This is a genomic window from Pseudomonas fluorescens, assembly GCF_000968015.1.
Lineage (GTDB): Bacteria > Pseudomonadota > Gammaproteobacteria > Pseudomonadales > Pseudomonadaceae > Aquipseudomonas > Aquipseudomonas fluorescens_W.
Genome location: NZ_LACH01000014.1, coordinates 63927 through 84532 on the forward strand (window position 1 = coordinate 63927; position 20606 = coordinate 84532).

The following is a 20606-nucleotide window of genomic DNA, read 5'->3' on the forward strand; positions in this document are numbered from 1 at the left end:
CTGAGCAATAAAAAACCCGCTGATTTTCATCAGCGGGTTTCTCATTTCGGCAGCAAGGAAGATTAGAAATCCTCCAGCCGCCACACTTCGTAAGCCGGTGTTTCGTAGGGATGACTGAGTTTTAACGCGGCCACCACGGCCACGATCAACTCATCCGCCACGACAAGCTCAACCTTCCATTCCTCAACCTGCTCGACCTGCCCCGCTTCCCCAATAAACGGCTGACTGCCGTCCAACGGGCGAAACTGGCCGAGGCCGAGCACTTGCCAGGCGCAATGGTCGTAAGCGCCGATCCGTCCGCCACCGGCGGCGAATACGGCACTCTTCACGTCTTCGACGTGACTGGCTGGAACAAAAAAACTGAGCTTGTACACCGCCTTAGTTCACCCGCTCTTAGTTTACCCAGACCCGCGCATTACGGAACATACGCATCCAAGGTGCGTCTTCGTTCCAGTCTTCCGAACGCCACGAGTTCTGCACGGCGCGGAACACACGTTCCGGGTGCGGCATCATGATCGTTACGCGACCGTCGCGGCTGGTCAAACCGGTGATCCCGCGCGGCGAGCCGTTCGGGTTGGCCGGGTAGTTTTCGGTGACCTTGCCGTGGTTGTCGACGAAACGCATCGCCACGCAACCCGACAGATCGGCTTCCAGCAACGCTTCTTCGCTGGCGAACTCGGCATGACCTTCACCGTGAGCAATAGCGATCGGCATACGCGAACCGGCCATGCCTTGCAGGAAGATCGAGTTCGATTCCTGGACTTGAACCATCGCCACGCGCGCTTCGAACTGCTCGGAACGGTTGCGCACAAAGTGCGGCCAGAACTCGCTGCCCGGGATCAGCTCGTGCAGGTTGGACATCATCTGGCAACCGTTGCACACGCCGAGGGTGAAGCTGTCGCTACGTTCGAAGAAGCCCTGGAACGCATCGCGAGCACGGCTGTTGAACAGCGCGGACTTGGCCCAGCCTTCACCGGCACCCAGCACGTCGCCGTAAGAGAAACCACCGCAAGCGACCAAACCTTTGAACTCGTTCAGGTCGACACGGCCGGCCAGAATGTCGCTCATGTGCACGTCGATCGCGTTGAAACCGGCGCGGTCGAACGCGGCCGCCATTTCCACCTGACCGTTGACGCCCTGCTCACGCAGCACGGCAACCTGTGGGCGGATGCCTTTCTTGATGTAAGGCGCGGCGACGTCCTGGTTGACGTCGTAGCTCAGCTTGACGCTCAGGCCCGGGTTGTCTTCTTCCAGCAGCACGTCGAACTCTTGTTCGGCGCAATCGGCGTTATCACGCAGACGCTGGATCTGGTAGCTGGTTTCAGCCCACTGACGTTGCAGAAGACGACGCTGGCCTTCGAAAACGGTTTCGCCGTTGAAGGTGATGCTGATCTCACCGTTGTTCATCGGCTGACCGATCACCGACACGCACTCGCCCAGGCCGGCAGCGCTGAACTGCGCGAGGATGTCCGGGGTAGCGTCCTGGCGAACCTGGATCACAGCGCCCAGCTCTTCGTTGAACAGGATCGCGGCGATGTCGGCGGAAGTTTCTGCCAGACCGTCGAGGTTCAGGCTCAAACCGCAATGGCCGGCGAAGGCCATTTCCACGGTGCTGGTCAACAGACCACCGTCGGAACGGTCGTGGTAAGCCAGCAGGTGACCGTCGGCGTTGAGGCCCTGGATCACGGCGAAGAAGGCTTTCAGGTCTTCGGCATCGTCGACGTCCGGCGCTTGCGAGCCGAGCTTGCCGTGAACCTGGGCCAGGATCGAGGCGCCCATGCGGTTCTGGCCACGGCCCAGATCGATCAGGATCAGGTCGGTGGTGCCCTTGTCCATGCGCAGTTCCGGCGTCAGGGTCTGACGGATGTCAGCCACAGGCGCGAAACCGGTCACGATCAGGGACATCGGCGAGGTGACGGTTTTGTCGACGCCTTCATCGTTCCAGCGCGTGGCCATGGACATGGAGTCCTTGCCCACCGGAATGGTGATGCCCAGCTCTGGGCACAATTCCATACCGACCGCTTTAACGGTGTCGTACAGACGCGCGTCTTCGCCTGGGTGACCGGCAGCGGACATCCAGTTGGCCGACAGTTTGATGTCGGAGATTTTGTTGATGCGCGAAGCCGCGATGTTGGTCAGGGTTTCGCCGATGGCCATGCGGCCCGACGCCGGAGCGTCCAGCAGCGCCAGCGGAGTGCGCTCGCCCATGGCCATGGCTTCACCGGTGTACACGTCGAAGCTGGTGGCGGTGACGGCAACGTCGGCCACCGGAACCTGCCACGGGCCGACCATCTGATCACGGGCCACGAGGCCGGTGATGGTGCGGTCGCCGATGGTGATCAGGAAGCTTTTGCTCGCCACGGCCGGGTGATGCAGAACGCGTTCGACGCAGTCTGCGATCTCGAGGGTCGACGGATCGAAATCGTCGCCCAGTTCGTTTTCACGAACGGCCGAACGGTGCATGCGCGGGGCTTTGCCCAGCAGCACTTCGAGTGGCATGTCTACCGGGCTGTTGCCGAAGTGACTGTCGGTGACCGTCAGTTGCGGCTCGGCAGTGGCTTCGCCGACCACGGCAAACGGGCAACGCTCGCGTTCGCAGATCGCCTGGAAGCGCTCAAAATCAGCCGGGCCGACTGCCAGAACGTAGCGTTCCTGGGATTCGTTACTCCAGATTTCGTGCGGGGCCATGCCCGGCTCGTCGTTTGGAATGTTGCGCAGTTCGAAGCGACCGCCACGGTTGCCATCGTTGACCAGTTCCGGGAAGGCGTTGGACAGACCGCCTGCGCCGACGTCGTGGATGAAGCTGATCGGGTTGTGTTCACCCAACTGCCAGCAACGGTCGATGACTTCCTGGCAGCGACGTTCCATCTCAGGGTTTTCGCGCTGTACGGAAGCGAAGTCCAGGTCTGCCGAGCTGGTGCCGGTGGCCATGGAGGAAGCCGCGCCGCCGCCCAGACCGATCAACATGGCTGGACCGCCGAGCACGATCAGCTTGGAGCCAACGGTGATCTCGCCTTTCTGCACGTGTTCGGCACGGATGTTACCCATACCGCCGGCCAGCATGATCGGCTTGTGGTAACCGCGAACTTCGTCGCCACGCGGGGTGGTGATCGACTGTTCGAAGGTACGGAAATAACCGGTCAGGGCCGGACGACCGAATTCGTTGTTGAACGCGGCGCCACCCAGTGGGCCTTCGATCATGATGTCCAGCGCGGTAACGATGCGCTCAGGCTTGCCGTACGGCACTTCCCACGGCTGTTCGAAGCCCGGGATTTGCAGGTTGGACACGGTGAAACCGGTCAGGCCAGCCTTTGGCTTGGCACCGCGACCGGTGGCGCCTTCGTCGCGAATCTCGCCACCGCTACCGGTGGACGCGCCCGGGAACGGGGCAATCGCAGTCGGGTGGTTGTGAGTTTCGACTTTCATCAGGATGTGCACCGGCTCCTGCACCGCACCGTACTGGCGGGTTTCAGGGTCCGGGAAGAAACGACCGGCAACGTTGCCGACGATTACCGAAGCGTTGTCCTTATAAGCCGACAGAACGCCTTCGCTGTGCATCACGTAGGTGTTCTTGATCATGCCGAACAGGCTTTTTTCCTGGCTCTGACCGTCGATGTCCCAACTGGCGTTGAAGATCTTGTGACGGCAGTGCTCGGAGTTCGCCTGGGCGAACATCATCAGTTCGATGTCGTGCGGGTTGCGCTTCAAGCCGACGAAGGCGTTGACCAGGTAGTCGATTTCGTCTTCGGCCAGGGCCAGGCCCAGCTCGGTGTTGGCTTTTTCCAGCGCGGCGCGGCCGCCACCCAACACGTCGATCGCGGTCAGCGGTTTCGGCTCGGCATGGCTGAACAGGCCGGCGGCTTGTTCAAGGTTGCCGAGGACGATCTGGGTCATGCGGTCATGCAGCGCATCGGAGATCAGTTGCGCTTCGGCGTCGCTGAACTGGCCGGCGACGTAGAACGCGATGCCGCGTTCCAGGCGCTGGATTTTGCTCAGGCCGCAGTTGCGAGCGATGTCGCTGGCTTTACTGGACCACGGCGAGATGGTGCCGAACCGCGGCAACACCAGGAACAGACGGCCGGTCGGCTCTTGTACTGGAACACTTGGGCCGTACTTCAGAAGGCGCGCGAGCACCTGCTGTTCGTCGCCGGTCAGGACGCCGGTAACTTCGGCGAAGTGAGCGAATTCAGCATACAAGCCACTGACAGCCGGGACTTTCTGGCTCAGTTGCTCAAGGAGTTTGCTGTGGCGAAAGGCAGAAAGGGCAGGAGCGCCGCGCAGGATCAACATCTTCGGGACAGCCTCGGGAAGGGGTGTGCTTTGAGGCCGTGCATTCTAGCCTAAACAGGCCGCGACATCACCCGAAACGGTACGGGCGGCTGCACCCGGGCGTCGGGCCGGGTGTTCGGACCTCAAACCGGTGCGCGCCGAGCGTTATTTTTTCTGTCACAAAATGCTGCTCGGGCCCATTCCTGCGGGCTCCGGAGCGGTTTTCAGTTGCCTAGCAGACAAGCCCTTCGCTGTCGAGATATGGCGCTCGTGGTCCTTTGCGTATACTGCGCAGATGTTTTCCCCAACGGCTTTGCGTCCGCGGTTCGCCAAATGGCTGATCGCAACCGGACTCTTCCTGGTGCTCAGTGGCTGTGTTGATAAACCCAACACACTGGAGCGCGTAAAGGAGGACGGCGTGCTGCGGGTGGTTACCCGTAACAGCCCCGCCACCTACTTTCAGGATCGCAACGGTGAAACCGGCTTCGAATACGAGCTGGTGAAGCGCTTCGCCGACGATCTGGGGGTGGAACTCAAAATCGAAACCGCCGACAACCTCGACGACCTGTTTAATCAGGTGGGCAAACCTAACGGCCCGGTGATCGCTGCTGCCGGCCTGGTCAGCAGCGAGAAACGCAAACAGCAGGTGCGGTTTTCCCACCCCTATCTCGAAGTCACCCCGCAGATTATCTATCGCAACGGCCAATCGCGGCCGACCGACGCGAAGGATCTGGTGGGCAAGAAGATCATGGTGCTTAAGGGCAGCACCCACGCCGAGCAATTGGCGGAGCTGAAAAAGAAATATCCCGGCATTGAATACGAAGAGTCCGACGCGGTTGAAGTCGTCGACTTGCTGCGGATGGTCGATGAAGATCAGATAGACCTGACCCTGGTCGACTCAAACGAAGTCGCTATGAACCAGGTCTACTTCCCCAACGTACGCGTAGCCTTCGACCTCGGTGACGCCAGCAACCAGAGCTGGGCAGTGGCCGCTGGCGACGACAACAGCTTGCTCAACGAGATCAACGACTACCTCGACAAGGTGAAGAAAAACGGCACCCTGCAACGTCTGAAAGACCGCTATTACGGGCACGTCGATGTGCTTGGCTACATGGGCGCCTATACCTTCGCCCAGCACTTGCAGCAACGGCTGCCCAAGTACGAGAAGCACTTCAAGGCTTATGCCAAGGAAGAGAAAGTCGACTGGCGTCTGCTGGCAGCGGTCGGTTATCAGGAATCCCTGTGGCAACCGGCCGTCACGTCGAAGACCGGCGTGCGCGGCCTGATGATGCTGACCCAGAACACTGCGCAGGCCATGGGCGTGTCCAATCGACTGGACCCCAAACAAAGCATCATGGGTGGCGCCAAGTACCTGGCCTACATGAAGGATCAGCTGGATGAGTCGATCCAGGAGCCGGATCGCACATGGTTTGCACTGGCAGCCTACAACGTTGGCAGCGGTCATCTGGATGACGCGCGCAAACTGGCGGCCAAGGAAGGACTGAACCCGGACAAGTGGCTGGACGTGAAAAAGATCCTGCCGCGCCTGTCCGAGAAGAAGTGGTTCAGCAAAACCCGTTACGGCTATGCCCGTGGCGGCGAACCCGTTCACTTCGTGGCGAACATCCGCCGCTACTACGACATCCTGACGTGGGTGACGCAGCCGCAGCTTGAAGGCAATCAAGTCGCCGAGGGCAACCTGCATGTGCCGGGGGTCGACAAGACCAAACCGAATCAGGAAACCCCACAGCTCTGACAGCCACCCCCAATCAAATGTGGGAGTGAGCCTGCTCGCGAAGGGGCCTTAACATTCAACATCAGTATTGAATGAAAGACCGCTTTCGCGAGCAGGCTCGCTCCCACATTTCGTTCTGTGTTTGGCTTTAGGCTTTTGCGGCGGCCAGGATCAATGCCTTCATCTCGGAAACAGCCGACTTGAACCCGACGAACAACGCATGAGCCACCAGCGCGTGGCCGATGTTCAGTTCGTTGATGCCTTTGATCGCCGCGACCGCTTCAACGTTGTGGTAATGCAGACCGTGGCCAGCGTTGACGATCAAACCTTGAGCCAGACCAAATGCCACGCCATCCGCCACACGTTTGAGCTCTTCAGCCACATCGGTCGGCGTCTCTGCATCGGCATAACGACCGGTATGCAGCTCAATAGCCGGCGCACCAACACGATGGGAAGCTTCGATCTGCCGCTCGTCAGCATCAATGAACAGCGACACTTCACAGCCGATTTTCGCCAGGCGATCCACCGCAGCCTTGATCCGCGCCTCCTGCCCCGCCACGTCCAGACCACCTTCGGTCGTCAGCTCCTGACGGGTTTCCGGCACCAGGCAAATGTGCGCCGGACGAATGCGTTCGGCGAACGCCATCATCTCTTCGGTGACGCCCATTTCAAAGTTCATGCGGGTTTGCAGCACATCCTTGAGCAGCAACACGTCGCGCTCCTGAATGTGCCGACGGTCTTCGCGCAGGTGCACGGTAATGCCGTCAGCGCCCGCCTCTTCCGCGTCCAGTGCTGCCTTGACCGGATCCGGATAGCGCGTGCCCCGGGCCTGACGCAGGGTGGCAACATGGTCGATGTTCACGCCAAGAAGAATGCGAATGCTGGTGGTCACGGAAGCGCTCCTGAAAATGGAAAAGTTCGGCGCACAGCATACACGGGGAGATAGGGTCTGTTGATGTTTGGCAGCGGCAGACCCTATGGCTTGCGAAACAACTCGCGACTCACCAAGGGCCGACCGCCCAGATGAACGGCCAGTGCCTGACGCATCAATCGCTTGGCTGCCGATAGCGCGCCAGGGGCTGACCAATCTGCATCGGCCATGGCCAACAGTTCGGTGCCGTTGAACAGACCGGGTTGCAGCAGATAGACCCGCTCGAGCCCCGCATCCACTTGCAGACGGTAGAGACCGTCCGGCGCGACGGGATCGCCATGGATGTCAGTAGTCAAAGCGAAGCCGTAACCGAGATCATCGAGCAGCCGCCATTCAAAGGAACGCAACAACGGTTCCAGCGGACGACCTTCGGCAAGCGCAAGCAGGGTCGCGGCGTAATGATCGAAGACGGCGGGATGGGGATCTTCGGAGGGCAGCAGACGAATCAACAACTCATTGAGGTAGAGACCGCTAAACAGCGCCTCACCATTGAGCCAGGTGGAGACGCCAGCGCTTTCCATGCGACCGACGTTCTTCAACTCACCACGCCCACGGAACTCGACTTCCAGCGGCACGAATGGCCGTGCCAGCGTTCCGGCCTTGCCCCGAGCACTGCGCAACACCGCCCGCAGCCGACCTTGCGGCGTGAGGAAATCCACCAGCGCGCTGTTTTCGCGGTAGGCGCGACTGTGGAGCACGAAGGCGGGTTGGCCGGGGGGCGGGGTTTGGGACATGGAAGTCAGCGTTCTCAATGAGTCAGCAGAGATTTATAAATCACCCAAAACCAATGTGGGAGCGAGCTTGCTCGCGATTACAGTCTGTCAGTCAACATGGATGTTGAATTTCAGGCCCTCATCGCGAGCAAGCTCGCTCCCACAGGTTTCTCTGGTGTATCTGGAACCGGGTGTTACAGGTCGCCATAACCCAGCGAACGCAAGGCGCGCTCATCGTCGGACCAGCCGCCTTTCACTTTCACCCAGAGGTTGAGCATGATCTTGGAGTCGAACAGCAATTCCATGTCCTTGCGCGCCTCGGTGCCGATGCGTTTGATCCGCTCGCCCTTGTCGCCAATGATGATTTTCTTCTGGCCGTCGCGCTCGACGAGGATCAAGGCATGGATGTGCAGGGTTTTGCCCTGTTGCTTGAACTCTTCGATTTCGACGGTGATCTGGTACGGCAGCTCGGCGCCCATCTGGCGCATGATTTTCTCACGTACCAGTTCAGCGGCGAGGAAGCGGCTGCTGCGGTCGGTGATCTGGTCTTCCGGGAAGAAGTGATCGTTTTCCGGCAAGTAACCGGCAATCACGCGCTCCAGCGTTTCGAGGTTATGCCCGTGCTGGGCCGAGATCGGCATGATCTGCGCGTTCGGCAACTGTTCCTGCAACCAGGTCAGGTGCGGCATCAGCTCGGCTTTATCTTCGATGCGGTCAGTCTTGTTCAGCGCCACGATCAGCGGGCCGGTCACGTATTGAACGCGCTCGAGGACCATCTGGTCTTCGTCGGTCCACTTGGTGCGGTCAACCACGAAGATCACCACGTCGACGTCTTTCAACGCCGCCGAAGCGGTCTTGTTCATGTAGCGGTTCAGGGCTTTCTCGCCACCTTTGTGCATGCCGGGGGTGTCGACGTAGATCGCCTGCACGGCGCCTTCAGTCTTGATGCCGAGCATGTTGTGGCGAGTGGTCTGAGGCTTGCGCGAGGTGATCGCCAGCTTCTGACCCAGGATATGGTTCAGCAGCGTGGATTTGCCCACGTTGGGACGGCCGACGATGGCAACATAGCCACAGCGAGTTGCAGTTGAATCAGTCATTGCCATTCTCCACACCCAGGGCAATCAGTGCTGCGGCGGCCGCTACCTGTTCGGCAATACGACGACTCACACCCTGACCTCGGCTTTTTTCATTCAGTAAGGTGATTTCACATTCGACGAAGAACGTCCGGCAATGTGGCTCACCCTGGATATCCACCACTTCGTAACGTGGCAGCTCACAACCCCGCGACTGCAGGAATTCCTGCAGGCGGGTTTTTGGATCTTTGTTGGTGTCGACCAGCGTCAGGCCTTCGAACTCACCGGCCAGCCAGGCCAACACACGCTCGCGCGCCATGTCCATGCCGGCATCCAGGTAGATCGCACCAATCAGCGCTTCCAGGGCATCGGCCAGAATCGACTCGCGACGGAACCCGCCGCTTTTCAATTCACCGGAACCCAGGCGCAGGTATTCGCCCAGATCGAAACCGCGAGCCAGTACGGCCAGGGTCTCGCCTTTCACCAGGCGTGCGCGCAAGCGCGACAACTGACCTTCGCGGGCCAGCGGGAAGCGATCGAACAGCGCCTCGCCGGCGACAAAGTTAAGGATGGCATCACCGAGGAATTCCAGGCGTTCGTTGTTACGCCCGGCAAAGCTGCGGTGAGTCAGGGCCAGGACCATCAGTTCCTGATCCTTGAAGGTGTAGCCGAGCTGACGCTCGAGACGGCTTAAGGAGACGCTCACGGTTTACCCACGCTGAGTTCGTGGTTGGATTCCACCGCCATCGCCGTGATGCGGCGCAGGCTTGGGACAATTAACGCTGTGTTCAAAAATAACGTCCTGAATATCGTTGTTTTCATGCTTCTGTCGCCGATTATGCCGACTCCAGAAATGCATTCGGCGCTGTGTTCAACAGCGCCGTGTGTGATTACTTGATCAGGCCAACCCGCGAGAAATTCGGCAGGTGACTGAGTTTAGGTTCCGGCCAGCTCATCCAGACTGCGAAGGCCTTGCCGACGATATTCTTGTCGGGAACCATGCCCAGCAGATCCTTGGGAATGCTCGGATCATCCCAATAGCGACTGTCGTTCGAGTTGTCGCGGTTGTCGCCCATCATGAAGTAGTGCCCGGCAGGCACGGTCCACGAATGGTCCGGCATTGCGCGGTAACGGCTCATTTCCTTGCGGATCAGGTGCTCGGCGACGCCGAGCTTTTCCTTGTAGAGCTCAGCGCTGCCCAACGTGCCCGGCTCGGAGCCGACCAGTTGTTCGGCGATCGACTCACCGTTGACGAACAGACGCTTATCGGCGGTGTAACGAATCTGGTCACCCGGCAGGCCCACCACACGTTTAATGTAGTTGACGTTCGGATCGCTCGGGTAGCGGAACACCATCACATCCCCGCGCTGTGGATCACCGACTTCGATGACTTTCTTGTCGATCACCGGCAAGCGGATCCCGTAAGAAAACTTGCTCACCAGAATGAAGTCGCCAACGTCCAGGGTCGGTTTCATCGAGCCGGAAGGAATCTGGAACGGTTCCACCAGGAACGAACGCAGTACCAGCACGATGAACAAGACCGGGAAAAACGACTTACCGTATTCGACCAGCAGCGGCTCTTTGTTCAGTTTCTCGACCACCATCCCGTCAGGCTGGCTGACGCTGCCCTGATAGGAGGCAATGGCCGCACGCCGACGCGGCGCCAGGAAAACCAGATCGAGCAACGCCAACAGGCCGCAGACGAACACGGCGATGACCAGCAACAGCGGGAAATTTAGTGACATAGGACCTAACTATCCAACCTGAGCACTGCAAGGAAGGCTTCTTGTGGAATTTCCACGTTACCGACTTGCTTCATGCGTTTCTTACCGGCCTTCTGCTTTTCAAGCAGTTTCTTCTTACGGCTAACGTCACCGCCGTAGCATTTGGCCAATACGTTCTTTCTGAGTGCCTTGACGGAGGTTCGCGCAATGATCTGCCCGCCAATGGCGGCCTGGATCGCGACGTCGAACATCTGGCGTGGAATCAGTTCTTTCATCTTCTCGGTCAACTGGCGACCTTTGTAGTGCGCGTTATCCTTGTGCACGATCAACGCCAGGGCGTCGACCTTGTCACCGTTGATCAGCACATCCAGTTTCACCAGATTAGCCGATTGATAACGATCGAAATGGTAATCCAGCGAAGCATAGCCACGGCTGGTGGATTTCAGACGGTCGAAGAAGTCCAGGACCACTTCGTTCATCGGCAAATCGTAGGTCACTTGAACCTGGGTACCGAGGAACAGCATGTCGTGCTGTACGCCACGCTTCTCGATGCACAAGGTAATGACGTTGCCCAGGTGCTCTTGCGGCACAAGAATATTGGCCCGCACGATTGGTTCGCGCATGTCTTCGATCGAGGACAGGTCTGGCAGCTTCGACGGGTTGTCGACGTAAATCGTTTCACCGGTTTTCAGCAGCAGCTCGAAAATTACCGTCGGCGCCGTGGTGATCAGGTCCAGGTCGTACTCGCGCTCCAGGCGCTCCTGGATGATTTCCATGTGCAGCATGCCGAGGAACCCGCAACGGAAGCCGAAGCCCAGTGCGTCGGAGCTTTCCGGGGTGTATTGCAGGGACGAGTCGTTGAGCGTGAGCTTTTGCAGGGCTTCACGGAAATCTTCGAAATCGTCGGAGCTGACCGGGAACAGGCCGGCGTATACCTGCGGCTGAATGCGTTTGAAGCCTGGCAGCACGTCGACGTCCGGCGTGGAGCTCAAGGTCAGGGTGTCACCCACCGGTGCACCGTGAATGTCCTTGATGCCGGCGATGATGAAGCCCACTTCGCCGGCCTTCAGGTCAACGGTGGCGGTGTGTTTCGGGTTGAAGACACCGACGCTGTCCACCAGGTGGATCTTGCCGGTGGACTTGACCAGGATCTTGTCGCCCTTCTTCACACGGCCGTGGCGCACGCGAACCAGGGAAACAACGCCCAGGTAGTTGTCGAACCAGGAGTCGATGATCAACGCTTGCAGCGGATCTTCGTAGTTGCCGGTCGGCGCAGGAATGGTCTTGACCAGACGCTCCAGCACTTCGTCGACGCCCAGACCGGTCTTGGCACTGCACTCGACCGCGTCGGTGGCATCGATACCGATGATTTTTTCGATTTCTTCTTTCACGCGGTCCGGATCGGCCTGAGGCAGGTCGATCTTGTTCAGGACCGGCATCACTTCCAGGCCCTGCTCAATCGCGGTGTAGCAGTTGGCTACCGACTGCGCTTCAACGCCCTGACCGGCATCGACCACCAGCAACGCGCCTTCACAGGCCGCCAGCGACCGGCTGACTTCATAGGTGAAGTCAACGTGGCCCGGGGTGTCAATGAAGTTCAGCTGGTACTTGATGCCATCGCGAGCGGTGTAATACAGGGTGACGCTGTGGGCCTTGATGGTGATCCCGCGTTCACGTTCCAGGTCCATGGAATCCAGAACCTGGGCTTCCATTTCGCGCTCGGCAAGGCCGCCACACATCTGGATGAAGCGATCGGCCAGCGTCGACTTGCCATGGTCAATGTGGGCGATGATGGAGAAATTGCGGATATGACTCAAATCACTCACGGATCAACACTCAAAAAGGCTGCAGGCATAGCCCGCCGAAAAATAGCCGGGAATTGTACCTGATCCACGGCGCAAGCGTCACGTTCGCAGGTCAGACGGCGCCTACAAAAACGCCCCGGTCTTGCGACAGGGGCGTTTTGAGTGTCCTGCAAGGTCAGGAGAAACCCTTGATCAACCGGCCCGGCGCAATAACCAGACCCCGGCCAAGGCACAAACACCCGCTGGAACAAGCACCGCGAACAGTGGCGAGAAACCGAAGACCAGGCTCGAAGGACCGAGCAAATCCTGAACAATACGGAAGGTGAAGCCCACCAGCACGCCGGTGAACACTCGCTGACCGAGGGTCACCGAGCGCAGTGGACCGAAGATGAACGAAATCGCCATCAGTACCAGAGCGGCGGTGACCAGCGGTTGCAACACCTTGACCCAAAATGCCAGCCAGTAACGACCATTGCTCAGGCCCTGGTCAGCCAGATAGTGGATGTAATTCCACAGACCGCTGATCGACAGCGTTTCAGGCGACATGATTACCGTGTTCAACAGCTGCGGACTCAAGGCGACGTCCCAGCGCTCGACCGGGGCGGTGACCACTTCGGTGCTCTTTTCATGGAACAGCGTGGTGGTGACGTCGCTCAATTGCCAGTGATCCTGATCGAACTTCGCCCGCTTGGCGAAGCTGGAAGACAGCATGTGACGCTCATTGTCGAAACGATAACGGGTGACGCCGTACAGCAGACCGTCGGGTTGCACCGAGTTGACGTGAATGAACTCATCACCCTGGCGATGCCACAAACCATGCTTGGAGCTCTGCGCGTCGCCGCCACCCTGAGCCAGGGAGCGATTGGCCTGAGCGGTGACCTCGGTGGCCGGCGCGACGTATTCGCCGATCAGCACACCCACCACCATCAGGACCAGCATTGGCTTCATGACTGCCCAGACGATTCGCCCGATCGACACGCCCGCAGCGCGCATGATGGTCAGCTCGCTGTGACTGGCCAGACTGCCGAGGCCTATCAGGCAACCGATCAATGCCGCCATCGGCAACATGTCGTAAAGACGACGCGGCGCGGTCAGAAGGACATAACTCAACACGTCGACCAGGGTGTAGGTATCGCTGACCTCACTCATTTCATCAATGAACGCGAACAGCGTCGCCAGACCGAGAATGATCCCCAGTACCGCCAGAATTGCCACGAACACGCTGCTACCAATGTAGCGATCGAGCTTATCCACGAGCCACCTCCAGCGCGCTGCGACGACTTGCCAGCTTCAACTGCAAGGTTTCCCAATAGAGCAAGCCCAGGCCGATGACCAGGAAGATCACGTGAACCCACCACAACCCCAGAACAGGCGGAATCTTGCCTTTTTCAAGGGCGCCGCGGGCGGCAATCAGGATGGACAGGTAAGCCATATATAGAAGAATCGCCGGCAACAGCTTGAGGAAACGGCCCTGACGCGGATTGACCCGCGACAGCGGCACCGCCATCAGGGTCACGATGAAGACCAGCAACGGCAGGGATAGACGCCATTGCAGTTCGGTGCGGGAGCGAATGTCATCGCTGCCGATCAAGAAACTGGTGGTCATCGCATCACGGTCAGTCACTTCGTCGCTGACGTCCGGCTTGGGCAGCAATACGCCGTACTCTTCGTACTTGATCGCCCGGTAGTCGGCCTGACCCGGATTGCCGTCATAGCGATAGCCGTTGTCGAGAATCAGGTAACGGTTACCGTCGGGGCGAATTTCCTGACGGCCCTTTTCGGCCACCAGCACGGAAATCCCGCGATCCTTCGTATCGGACGAGACGTTCTTTTGCGATATGAATACGCCACCGAGGTTGATGCGGTCATCCGACAGCGTTTCGGTGTAGGTCACCCGTGTTCCGTCGCGTAGCGCCTGGAAACGACCCGGCTCGAGGGTGTCGAACTCAGTCAGCGCATCCTGCTTGTTCAACAGCAACTGGAATTGATTGGCGCCTTGTGGCGCCAGGCTCAGGCTCAGCCATGCCACCACCAGTGCGACCAGGGTGGCTGGAAAAAGGGTCATGGCAAACAGACGCTGCTGGCTCATGCCGGTGGCAGACAGCACCGTCATTTCGCTTTCAAGGTACAGGCGACCGTAGGCCAGCAGGATTCCGAGAAACAGGCCCAAAGGCAAAATCAACTGCAGGAAACCCGGCAGACGAAAGCCCATGATCAGGAATAGCGAGCCCGGATCCAGGAGGCCAGAGGCCGCCTGGGCGAGGTACTTGATGAAGCGACCGCTCATGATGATGACCAGCAGCACAGCGCTGACGGCGCTCAAGGTCAACAGGACTTCGCGGGATAGATAACGGAAGACGATCAAACCAGACACTCCAGGGTTGTCAGGCTAAGGCGGCCAAACAAGCAAACGCATCAGCCGGCTCGCAGGGCAGAGCCGCCGAAAAAGATGCGCATTATCCTGTGATTGAGCGCGCCTGTCACTGCGCATGCTCAAGCAGGCGGTTAAAGCGTCGAAGTTCGTACAACCGAGGGTTGTCAGGCGCCGGTAGCGAGGTTCAAACTGCGGCCTTTGTCGCGGGCCGTGACCTGCGTCTTTCTATTTATAAGCAAGCTCGAATGCATGCCGTCGAGCTCTTGCGTGTTGACCATTAATTCAGGGACCCGGACATGGAACTGGTTGTAAAAAGCGTTAGCCCAGAAACGTTGAAAACCGCCACTCTGGTGGTCGCCGTCGGCGAAGGCCACACACTCGGCGCCGTCGCCAAACAACTCGACGAACTGAGCGGTGGCGCCATCAGCGCTGTGCTCAAGCGCGGCGACCTGGCTGGCAAAGTCGGTCAGAGTCTGTTGCTGCACAGCCTGCCGAACCTCAAGGCCGAGCGCGTGCTGCTGGTCGGCGTTGGCAAGGATGAAGAGCTGGGCGACCGCCCGTTCCGCAAAATCATCGCCGGCATCCTCAATACCCTTAAAGGCCTGGGCGGCAGCGATGCGGTGCTGGCCCTGGACGAAGTCGCGGTAAAAGGTCGCGACAGCTACGGCAAGACCCGCCTGCTGGCCGAAACCCTGGTGGACGGCGAATACACGTTCGACCAGTTCAAAAGCCAGAAAGCCGAGCCTCGCGCCCTGAAGAAAGTCACCCTGGTGACCATCAAGGCTGCACAGGCTGAAGTCGAGCGCGCCGTGGCCCACGCCACTGCCATCGCCAATGGCATGGCGTTTACCCGCGACCTGGGCAACCTGCCGCCGAACATCTGCCACCCGACGTTCCTCGGCGAGCAAGCGAAGAACCTGGGCAAAGAATTCAAGAGCCTGAAAGTCGAAGTCCTCGATGAGAAGAAGATCAAGGACCTGGGCATGGGCTCGTTCTACGCCGTGGGCCAGGGCAGCGCCCAGCCACCGCGCCTGATCGTCATGCAATACAACGGCGGCAAGAAATCCGAGAAGCCGTACGCGCTGGTCGGCAAAGGCATCACCTTTGACACCGGCGGTATCAGCCTGAAACCGGGCGCCGGCATGGATGAAATGAAGTACGACATGGGCGGCGCTGCCAGCGTATTCGGCACCCTGCGTGCCGTGCTCGAGCTGAAACTGCCGATCAACCTGGTGTGCATCCTGGCCTGCGCCGAGAACATGCCGAGCGGCAACGCTTCTCGCCCTGGCGACATCGTCACCACCATGAGCGGCCAGACTGTGGAAATCCTCAACACCGACGCCGAAGGCCGCCTGGTGCTGTGCGATGCCCTGACCTACTCCGAGCGCTTCAAGCCACAAGCGGTGATCGACATCGCGACCCTGACCGGCGCTTGCGTCGTCGCGCTGGGCTCCCACACGTCGGGCCTGCTGGGCAACAACGACGAGCTGATCGGCCAACTGCTGAGCGCCGGCCAATCGGCTGACGATCGCGCCTGGCAACTGCCGCTGTTCGATGAGTACCAGGAACAGCTGGACAGCCCGTTCGCCGACATCGCCAACATCGGCGGCCCAAAAGCCGGCACCATCACCGCTGCCTGCTTCCTGTCGCGCTTCACCAAGAACCTCAACTGGGCGCACCTGGACATCGCCGGCACAGCCTGGACCAGCGGTGGCAAGGACAAGGGCGCCACTGGCCGTCCGGTTCCATTGCTGACCCAATACCTGCTGGACCGCGCCAAAGCCTGAAACCGATGACCCTGGGCGGTGTCACCTTCGAGTGACGCCGCCCTTGGCTCAGGAACCGCAATGACCAAAGTCGACTTCTATATCCTGCCCAGCGCCGATCCTTCGGCGCGGCTGGACTTTGCCTGCAAGCTCACGGAAAAAGCCTGGCGCATGGGCCACCGCATCTATCTGCATTGCAGCGATGCTGCCCAGCGTGACGATCTCGATGCGCGTTTGTGGGCCTTCAAAGGCGAAAGCTTCGTGCCCCACGGTCCCGCCGAAAGCGAGCCCGACAGTTTGATTGTTCTGGGGCTTGGCGATGACTGCTGCCCGCATCAGGACCTGTTGGTCAACCTCGACCTGAAAGTCCCGGCCTTCGCCAACAAGTTCGCCCGCGTGGCGGAAGTGGTGGTGGAAGAACCGACGATTCGTGCGGCTGCGCGGGAGAGTTTCCGTTTCTATCGCGAACAGGGCTATCCTCTGCAAGATCACCGTTTACAGCGACTTTGAGCATTCCGATGGACACTCCAAAACCGCAGCAACAGTCCGCGCACCTGCTGGACGACCTTGAGTCGATCCGCCAACTGCTCGGCGATGACAACCTGCAACCGCCCTTGCTCACCGACACGGTCGAGGAAAGTGATCAGGAACAGATTCCGATGCTGTTCGATACGGTCGGCGCCAGCCCGCCAATGCTCGAACCGGCGCCACCCGCCCCTGCTGCCCCTGCCGCCGCTCAACCGGCGCCCGCCGCCAGCAAGGGCCCCGACGACCTGCTGCACCTGGATGGCGAACTGCGCGCCGCCGCGCAATTGATTATGCAAGACGTGATCGACGACTTCGCCCCGCACATCGAAACCGAAATCAAACGCCGCCTCAGCGCGCGGATGGAACGCCTCCTCAGCCAGTACGAATAACCCCAGACCTTTGTGGGGGCGAGCTCTGTGGCGAGGGGATTTATCCCCGTTGGGCTGCGCAGCAGCCCCAGCATTTCATTCGAAATACCCATTTACAGGGTTGACGACTGCTGCGCAGCCGAACGGGACGGTGCGACGTTTCGCTAAATCCCCTCACCACAAAGCTCGCTCCCACATTGGTTCTCTGCAGTTGCTGATGGTCAGGTTCCTCCCGCGTTCAACTCGCCCTACGCCCCATGCCCCGCTATACTTGCCGGCTTTTCCTGAATAAATGCCAATAGGGTCCCGCCGCGCATGGATAAGACCTACCAGCCGCACGCCATTGAAACTTCCTGGTACAACACCTGGGAGTCAGAGAATTACTTCGCCCCGCAAGGCGCGGGCGAGTCCTACACCATCATGATCCCGCCGCCGAACGTCACCGGCAGCCTGCACATGGGTCACGGCTTCAACAACGCGATCATGGACGCCCTGATCCGTTTCCGCCGCATGCAGGGTCGTAACACCCTGTGGCAGCCGGGTACCGACCACGCCGGTATCGCCACGCAAATGCTGGTGGAGCGTCAACTCGAAGCCCAGGGCCAGAATCGTCACGATCTGGGCCGTGAGAAATTCCTCGAGAAAGTCTGGGAATGGAAGGATCAGTCCGGCGGCAACATCAGCCGTCAGATCCGCCGTCTCGGCTCGTCCGTGGACTGGGGCCGCGAGCGCTTCACCATGGACGACGGCCTCTCGGAAGCCGTTAAAGAAGCCTTCGTGCGCCTGCACGAAGACGGCCTGATCTACCGCGGCAAGCGCCTGGTCAACTGGGACACCAAGTTGCACACGGCGATTTCCGACCTCGAAGTGGAAAACCACGACGAGAAAGGTTTCCTGTGGAACCTGAAATACCCATTGGCCGATGGCGCCAAGACCGCCGAAGGCAACGATTACCTGATCGTCGCGACCACTCGCCCGGAAACCATGCTTGGCGACGCGGCCGTAGCGGTTAACCCGAACGATGAACGCTACCAAGCCCTGATCGGCAAATTCGTCGAGCTGCCGCTGGTCGGCCGCCGCATTCCGATCATCGCCGACGATTACTGCGATCCAGAATTCGGCACCGGCTGCGTGAAAATCACCCCGGCCCACGATTTTAACGACTACGAAGTCGGCAAGCGCCACAACCTGCCGCTGCTGAACATCTTCGACAAGAACGCTGCCGTTCTGCCGGCCTGTCAGGTGTTCAACCTAGACGGCACGCTGAACGAAAGCATCGACGGCAAGATCCCGTCCGACTACGTCGGCCTGGATCGCTTCGAAGCGCGCAAGCAGATCGTTGCTGCGTTTGATGCTGCCGGCCTCCTGGTCAGCGTCAACGACCACGCGCTGAAAGTGCCGAAAGGCGACCGCTCCGGCACCATCATCGAGCCGTGGCTGACCGACCAGTGGTACGTATCGACCAAGCCTTTGGCTGAGCCAGCCATCGCGGCTGTTGAAGACGGCCGCATCGCCTTCGTGCCGAAACAGTACGAAAACATGTACTTCTCGTGGATGCGTGACATCCAGGACTGGTGCATCAGCCGTCAGCTGTGGTGGGGCCACCGGATTCCGGCCTGGTACGACGAGTCGGGCAAGGTCTATGTCGGTCGCGACGAAGCCGAAGTACGTGCCAAGCACAACCTCGGCCCGGACGTGGCGCTGCAACAGGACAACGACGTTCTCGACACCTGGTTCAGTTCGGGTCTGTGGACGTTCTCGACGCTCGGCTGGCCTGAGCAGACCGAATTCCTGAAGAAATTCCACTCCACCGACGTGCTGGTAACTGGTTTCGACATCATTTTCTTCTGGGTTGCCCGGATGATCATGCTCACCATGCACTTGGTGAAGAACGAAGACGGCACGCCGCAGGTTCCGTTCAAGACCGTTTACGTTCACGGTCTGGTGCGTGATGGCCAGGGTCAGAAGATGTCCAAGTCCAAGGGCAACGTCCTGGACCCGCTGGACATCATCGACGGCATCGAGCTCGAAGACCTGGTGCAGAAACGCACCTCGGGCATGATGCAGCCGAAACTGGCGAAGAAGATCGAGAAGCAGACCCGCGACGAGTTCGCCGACGGCATCGCCAGCTACGGCACCGACGCCCTGCGCTTCACCTTCTGCTCGCTGGCGTCCACCGGTCGCGACATCAAGTTCGACATGGGCCGCGTCGAAGGCTATCGCAACTTCTGCAACAAGATCTGGAACGCCGCGCGCTACGTGCTGGACAAGGGCGAAGACTGCGGTCAGAACGGCGAAGCTTACGAGCTGTCGCTGGCGGATCGCTGGATCATTTCGCAACTGCAACGCACCGAAGCCGAAGTGACCCGTCAACTCGATCAGTTCCGTTTCGACCTGGCCGCACAAGCCTTGTACGAGTTCATCTGGAACCAGTATTGCGATTGGTACCTGGAACTGTCCAAGCCTGTGCTGTGGGACGAAAACGCGCCGGTCGAACGTCAGCGCGGCACCCGCCGCACGCTGGTTCGGGTATTGGAAGTCGCGCTGCGTCTGGCGCATCCATTCATGCCGTTCATCACCGAAGAAATCTGGCAGCGCATCGCGCCGCTGGCCGGTATCGAAGGCAAGACGATCATGCTGCAACCGTGGCCAGTGGCCAATGAAGAGCGCATCGATCCGGCCGCCGAGAACGACATCGAATGGCTCAAGGGCCTGATGCTCGGCACGCGCAACATCCGTGGCGAAATGAACATCGGTCCAGGTAAGCCGCTGAACCTGTTCCTGAAAAACGTCAGCGCCGAAGATCAGCGTCGCCTCACCGAGAACGAAGCCCTGCTGAAGAAGCTGGCTCGTCTCGAATCGATCACCGTGTTGGCTGCTGGCGAAGAAGCACCGCTGTCCGCCACCGCACTGGTCGGTGAGATGGAAGTGCTGGTGCCGATGGCCGGTCTGATCGACAAAGATGCTGAGCTGGCCCGCCTGGACAAGGAAATCCTACGTCTGCAGGGCGAAGTTCAACGGGTTGGCGGCAAGCTGTCTAACGCCGGCTTCGTCGACAAGGCCCCGGCCGAAGTCATCGAGAAGGAACGCGCCAAACTGGCTGAAGCTGAACAGGCTTTGGGCAAGTTGGCCGAGCAGCATGCGCGGATTGCCAGCCTGTAACGGCAAATCGCACTGAAAACGGGAGGCCACAATGGCCTCCCTTTTTTATTTCAAATCACCACAAATCTCCTGTAGGAGTGAGCCTGCTCGCGATAGCGGTGTGCCAGACGCCATCATCGGTGACTGTTTCACCGCAATCGCGAGCACGCTCACTCCTA

The 20606-nt window shown here is 59.7% G+C and carries 15 protein-coding genes; 5 read left to right on the forward strand and 10 right to left on the reverse strand.

Annotated features, from left to right (window positions below):
* Positions 1 to 62: 62 nt before the first annotated feature.
* A complete protein-coding gene (locus VD17_RS07840) occupies positions 63 to 374 on the reverse strand; it encodes a Nif3-like dinuclear metal center hexameric protein (RefSeq protein WP_046053353.1) in 312 nt (103 codons plus the stop codon).
* A 19-nt stretch (positions 375 to 393) separates the two neighbouring features.
* On the reverse strand, positions 394 to 4290 hold the full coding sequence (gene purL / locus VD17_RS07845) for a phosphoribosylformylglycinamidine synthase (RefSeq protein ID WP_046053354.1): 3897 nt from the start codon (positions 4288 to 4290) through the stop codon (positions 394 to 396).
* Positions 4291 to 4564: 274 nt separating this feature from the next.
* On the opposite strand from purL, the gene mltF reads away from it, so the two are divergent.
* Entirely contained in the window at positions 4565 to 6025 is a 1461-nt protein-coding gene (gene mltF, locus VD17_RS07850; protein WP_046053355.1) for a membrane-bound lytic murein transglycosylase MltF, read from the forward strand.
* A gap of 127 nt (positions 6026 to 6152) precedes the next feature.
* Here the strand turns inward: mltF and pdxJ are convergent, their stop codons facing one another.
* From pdxJ to lptF, 8 genes are all read right to left on the reverse strand, one after another.
* On the reverse strand, positions 6153 to 6896 hold the full coding sequence (gene pdxJ / locus VD17_RS07855; RefSeq protein ID WP_046053356.1) for a pyridoxine 5'-phosphate synthase: 744 nt from the start codon (positions 6894 to 6896) through the stop codon (positions 6153 to 6155).
* 83 nt (positions 6897 to 6979) lie between these two features.
* Positions 6980 to 7669: a DNA repair protein RecO gene (gene recO / locus VD17_RS07860; protein ID WP_046053357.1), complete on the reverse strand. Its 690-nt coding sequence runs from the start codon at positions 7667 to 7669 to the stop codon at positions 6980 to 6982.
* A gap of 173 nt (positions 7670 to 7842) precedes the next feature.
* Complete coding sequence (gene era / locus VD17_RS07865) at positions 7843 to 8745, reverse strand: GTPase Era (protein WP_008151577.1); 903 nt, start codon at positions 8743 to 8745, stop codon at positions 7843 to 7845.
* A complete protein-coding gene (gene rnc / locus VD17_RS07870; RefSeq protein WP_010463056.1) occupies positions 8738 to 9427 on the reverse strand; it encodes a ribonuclease III in 690 nt (229 codons plus the stop codon). The genes era and rnc overlap by 8 nt, the downstream gene beginning before the upstream one ends.
* Positions 9428 to 9611: 184 nt before the next feature.
* Positions 9612 to 10466: a signal peptidase I gene (gene lepB / locus VD17_RS07875; protein WP_046053358.1), complete on the reverse strand. Its 855-nt coding sequence runs from the start codon at positions 10464 to 10466 to the stop codon at positions 9612 to 9614.
* 5 nt (positions 10467 to 10471) lie between these two features.
* Positions 10472 to 12271: a translation elongation factor 4 gene (lepA, locus tag VD17_RS07880; RefSeq protein WP_008151572.1), complete on the reverse strand. Its 1800-nt coding sequence runs from the start codon at positions 12269 to 12271 to the stop codon at positions 10472 to 10474.
* Between the two features lie 171 nt (positions 12272 to 12442).
* Positions 12443 to 13504, reverse strand: a complete 1062-nt coding sequence (gene lptG, locus VD17_RS07885; RefSeq protein WP_046053359.1) for an LPS export ABC transporter permease LptG — start codon at positions 13502 to 13504, stop codon at positions 12443 to 12445.
* Positions 13497 to 14615: an LPS export ABC transporter permease LptF gene (gene lptF / locus VD17_RS07890; protein ID WP_046053360.1), complete on the reverse strand. Its 1119-nt coding sequence runs from the start codon at positions 14613 to 14615 to the stop codon at positions 13497 to 13499. Before lptF ends, lptG begins: the two co-directional genes overlap by 8 nt.
* 305 nt (positions 14616 to 14920) lie before the next feature.
* Between lptF and VD17_RS07895 the strand changes: the two genes are divergently transcribed.
* The 4 genes from VD17_RS07895 (at position 14921) to VD17_RS07910 (ending at position 20448) form a co-directional block, all read left to right on the forward strand.
* On the forward strand, positions 14921 to 16411 hold the full coding sequence (locus VD17_RS07895; RefSeq protein ID WP_046053361.1) for a leucyl aminopeptidase: 1491 nt from the start codon (positions 14921 to 14923) through the stop codon (positions 16409 to 16411).
* Positions 16412 to 16471: 60 nt separating this feature from the next.
* Positions 16472 to 16900 carry a DNA polymerase III subunit chi gene (locus VD17_RS07900; RefSeq protein ID WP_046053362.1) on the forward strand — a complete coding sequence of 143 codons (429 nt, stop codon included), beginning with the start codon at positions 16472 to 16474 and terminating at the stop codon, positions 16898 to 16900.
* An 8-nt stretch (positions 16901 to 16908) separates the two neighbouring features.
* Positions 16909 to 17307, forward strand: coding sequence for a hypothetical protein (locus VD17_RS07905; RefSeq protein ID WP_046053363.1), 399 nt, complete (start codon positions 16909 to 16911; stop codon positions 17305 to 17307).
* 294 nt (positions 17308 to 17601) lie between these two features.
* Entirely contained in the window at positions 17602 to 20448 is a 2847-nt protein-coding gene (locus VD17_RS07910; protein ID WP_046053364.1) for a valine--tRNA ligase, read from the forward strand.
* The last annotated feature ends 158 nt before the right edge of the window (positions 20449 to 20606 follow it).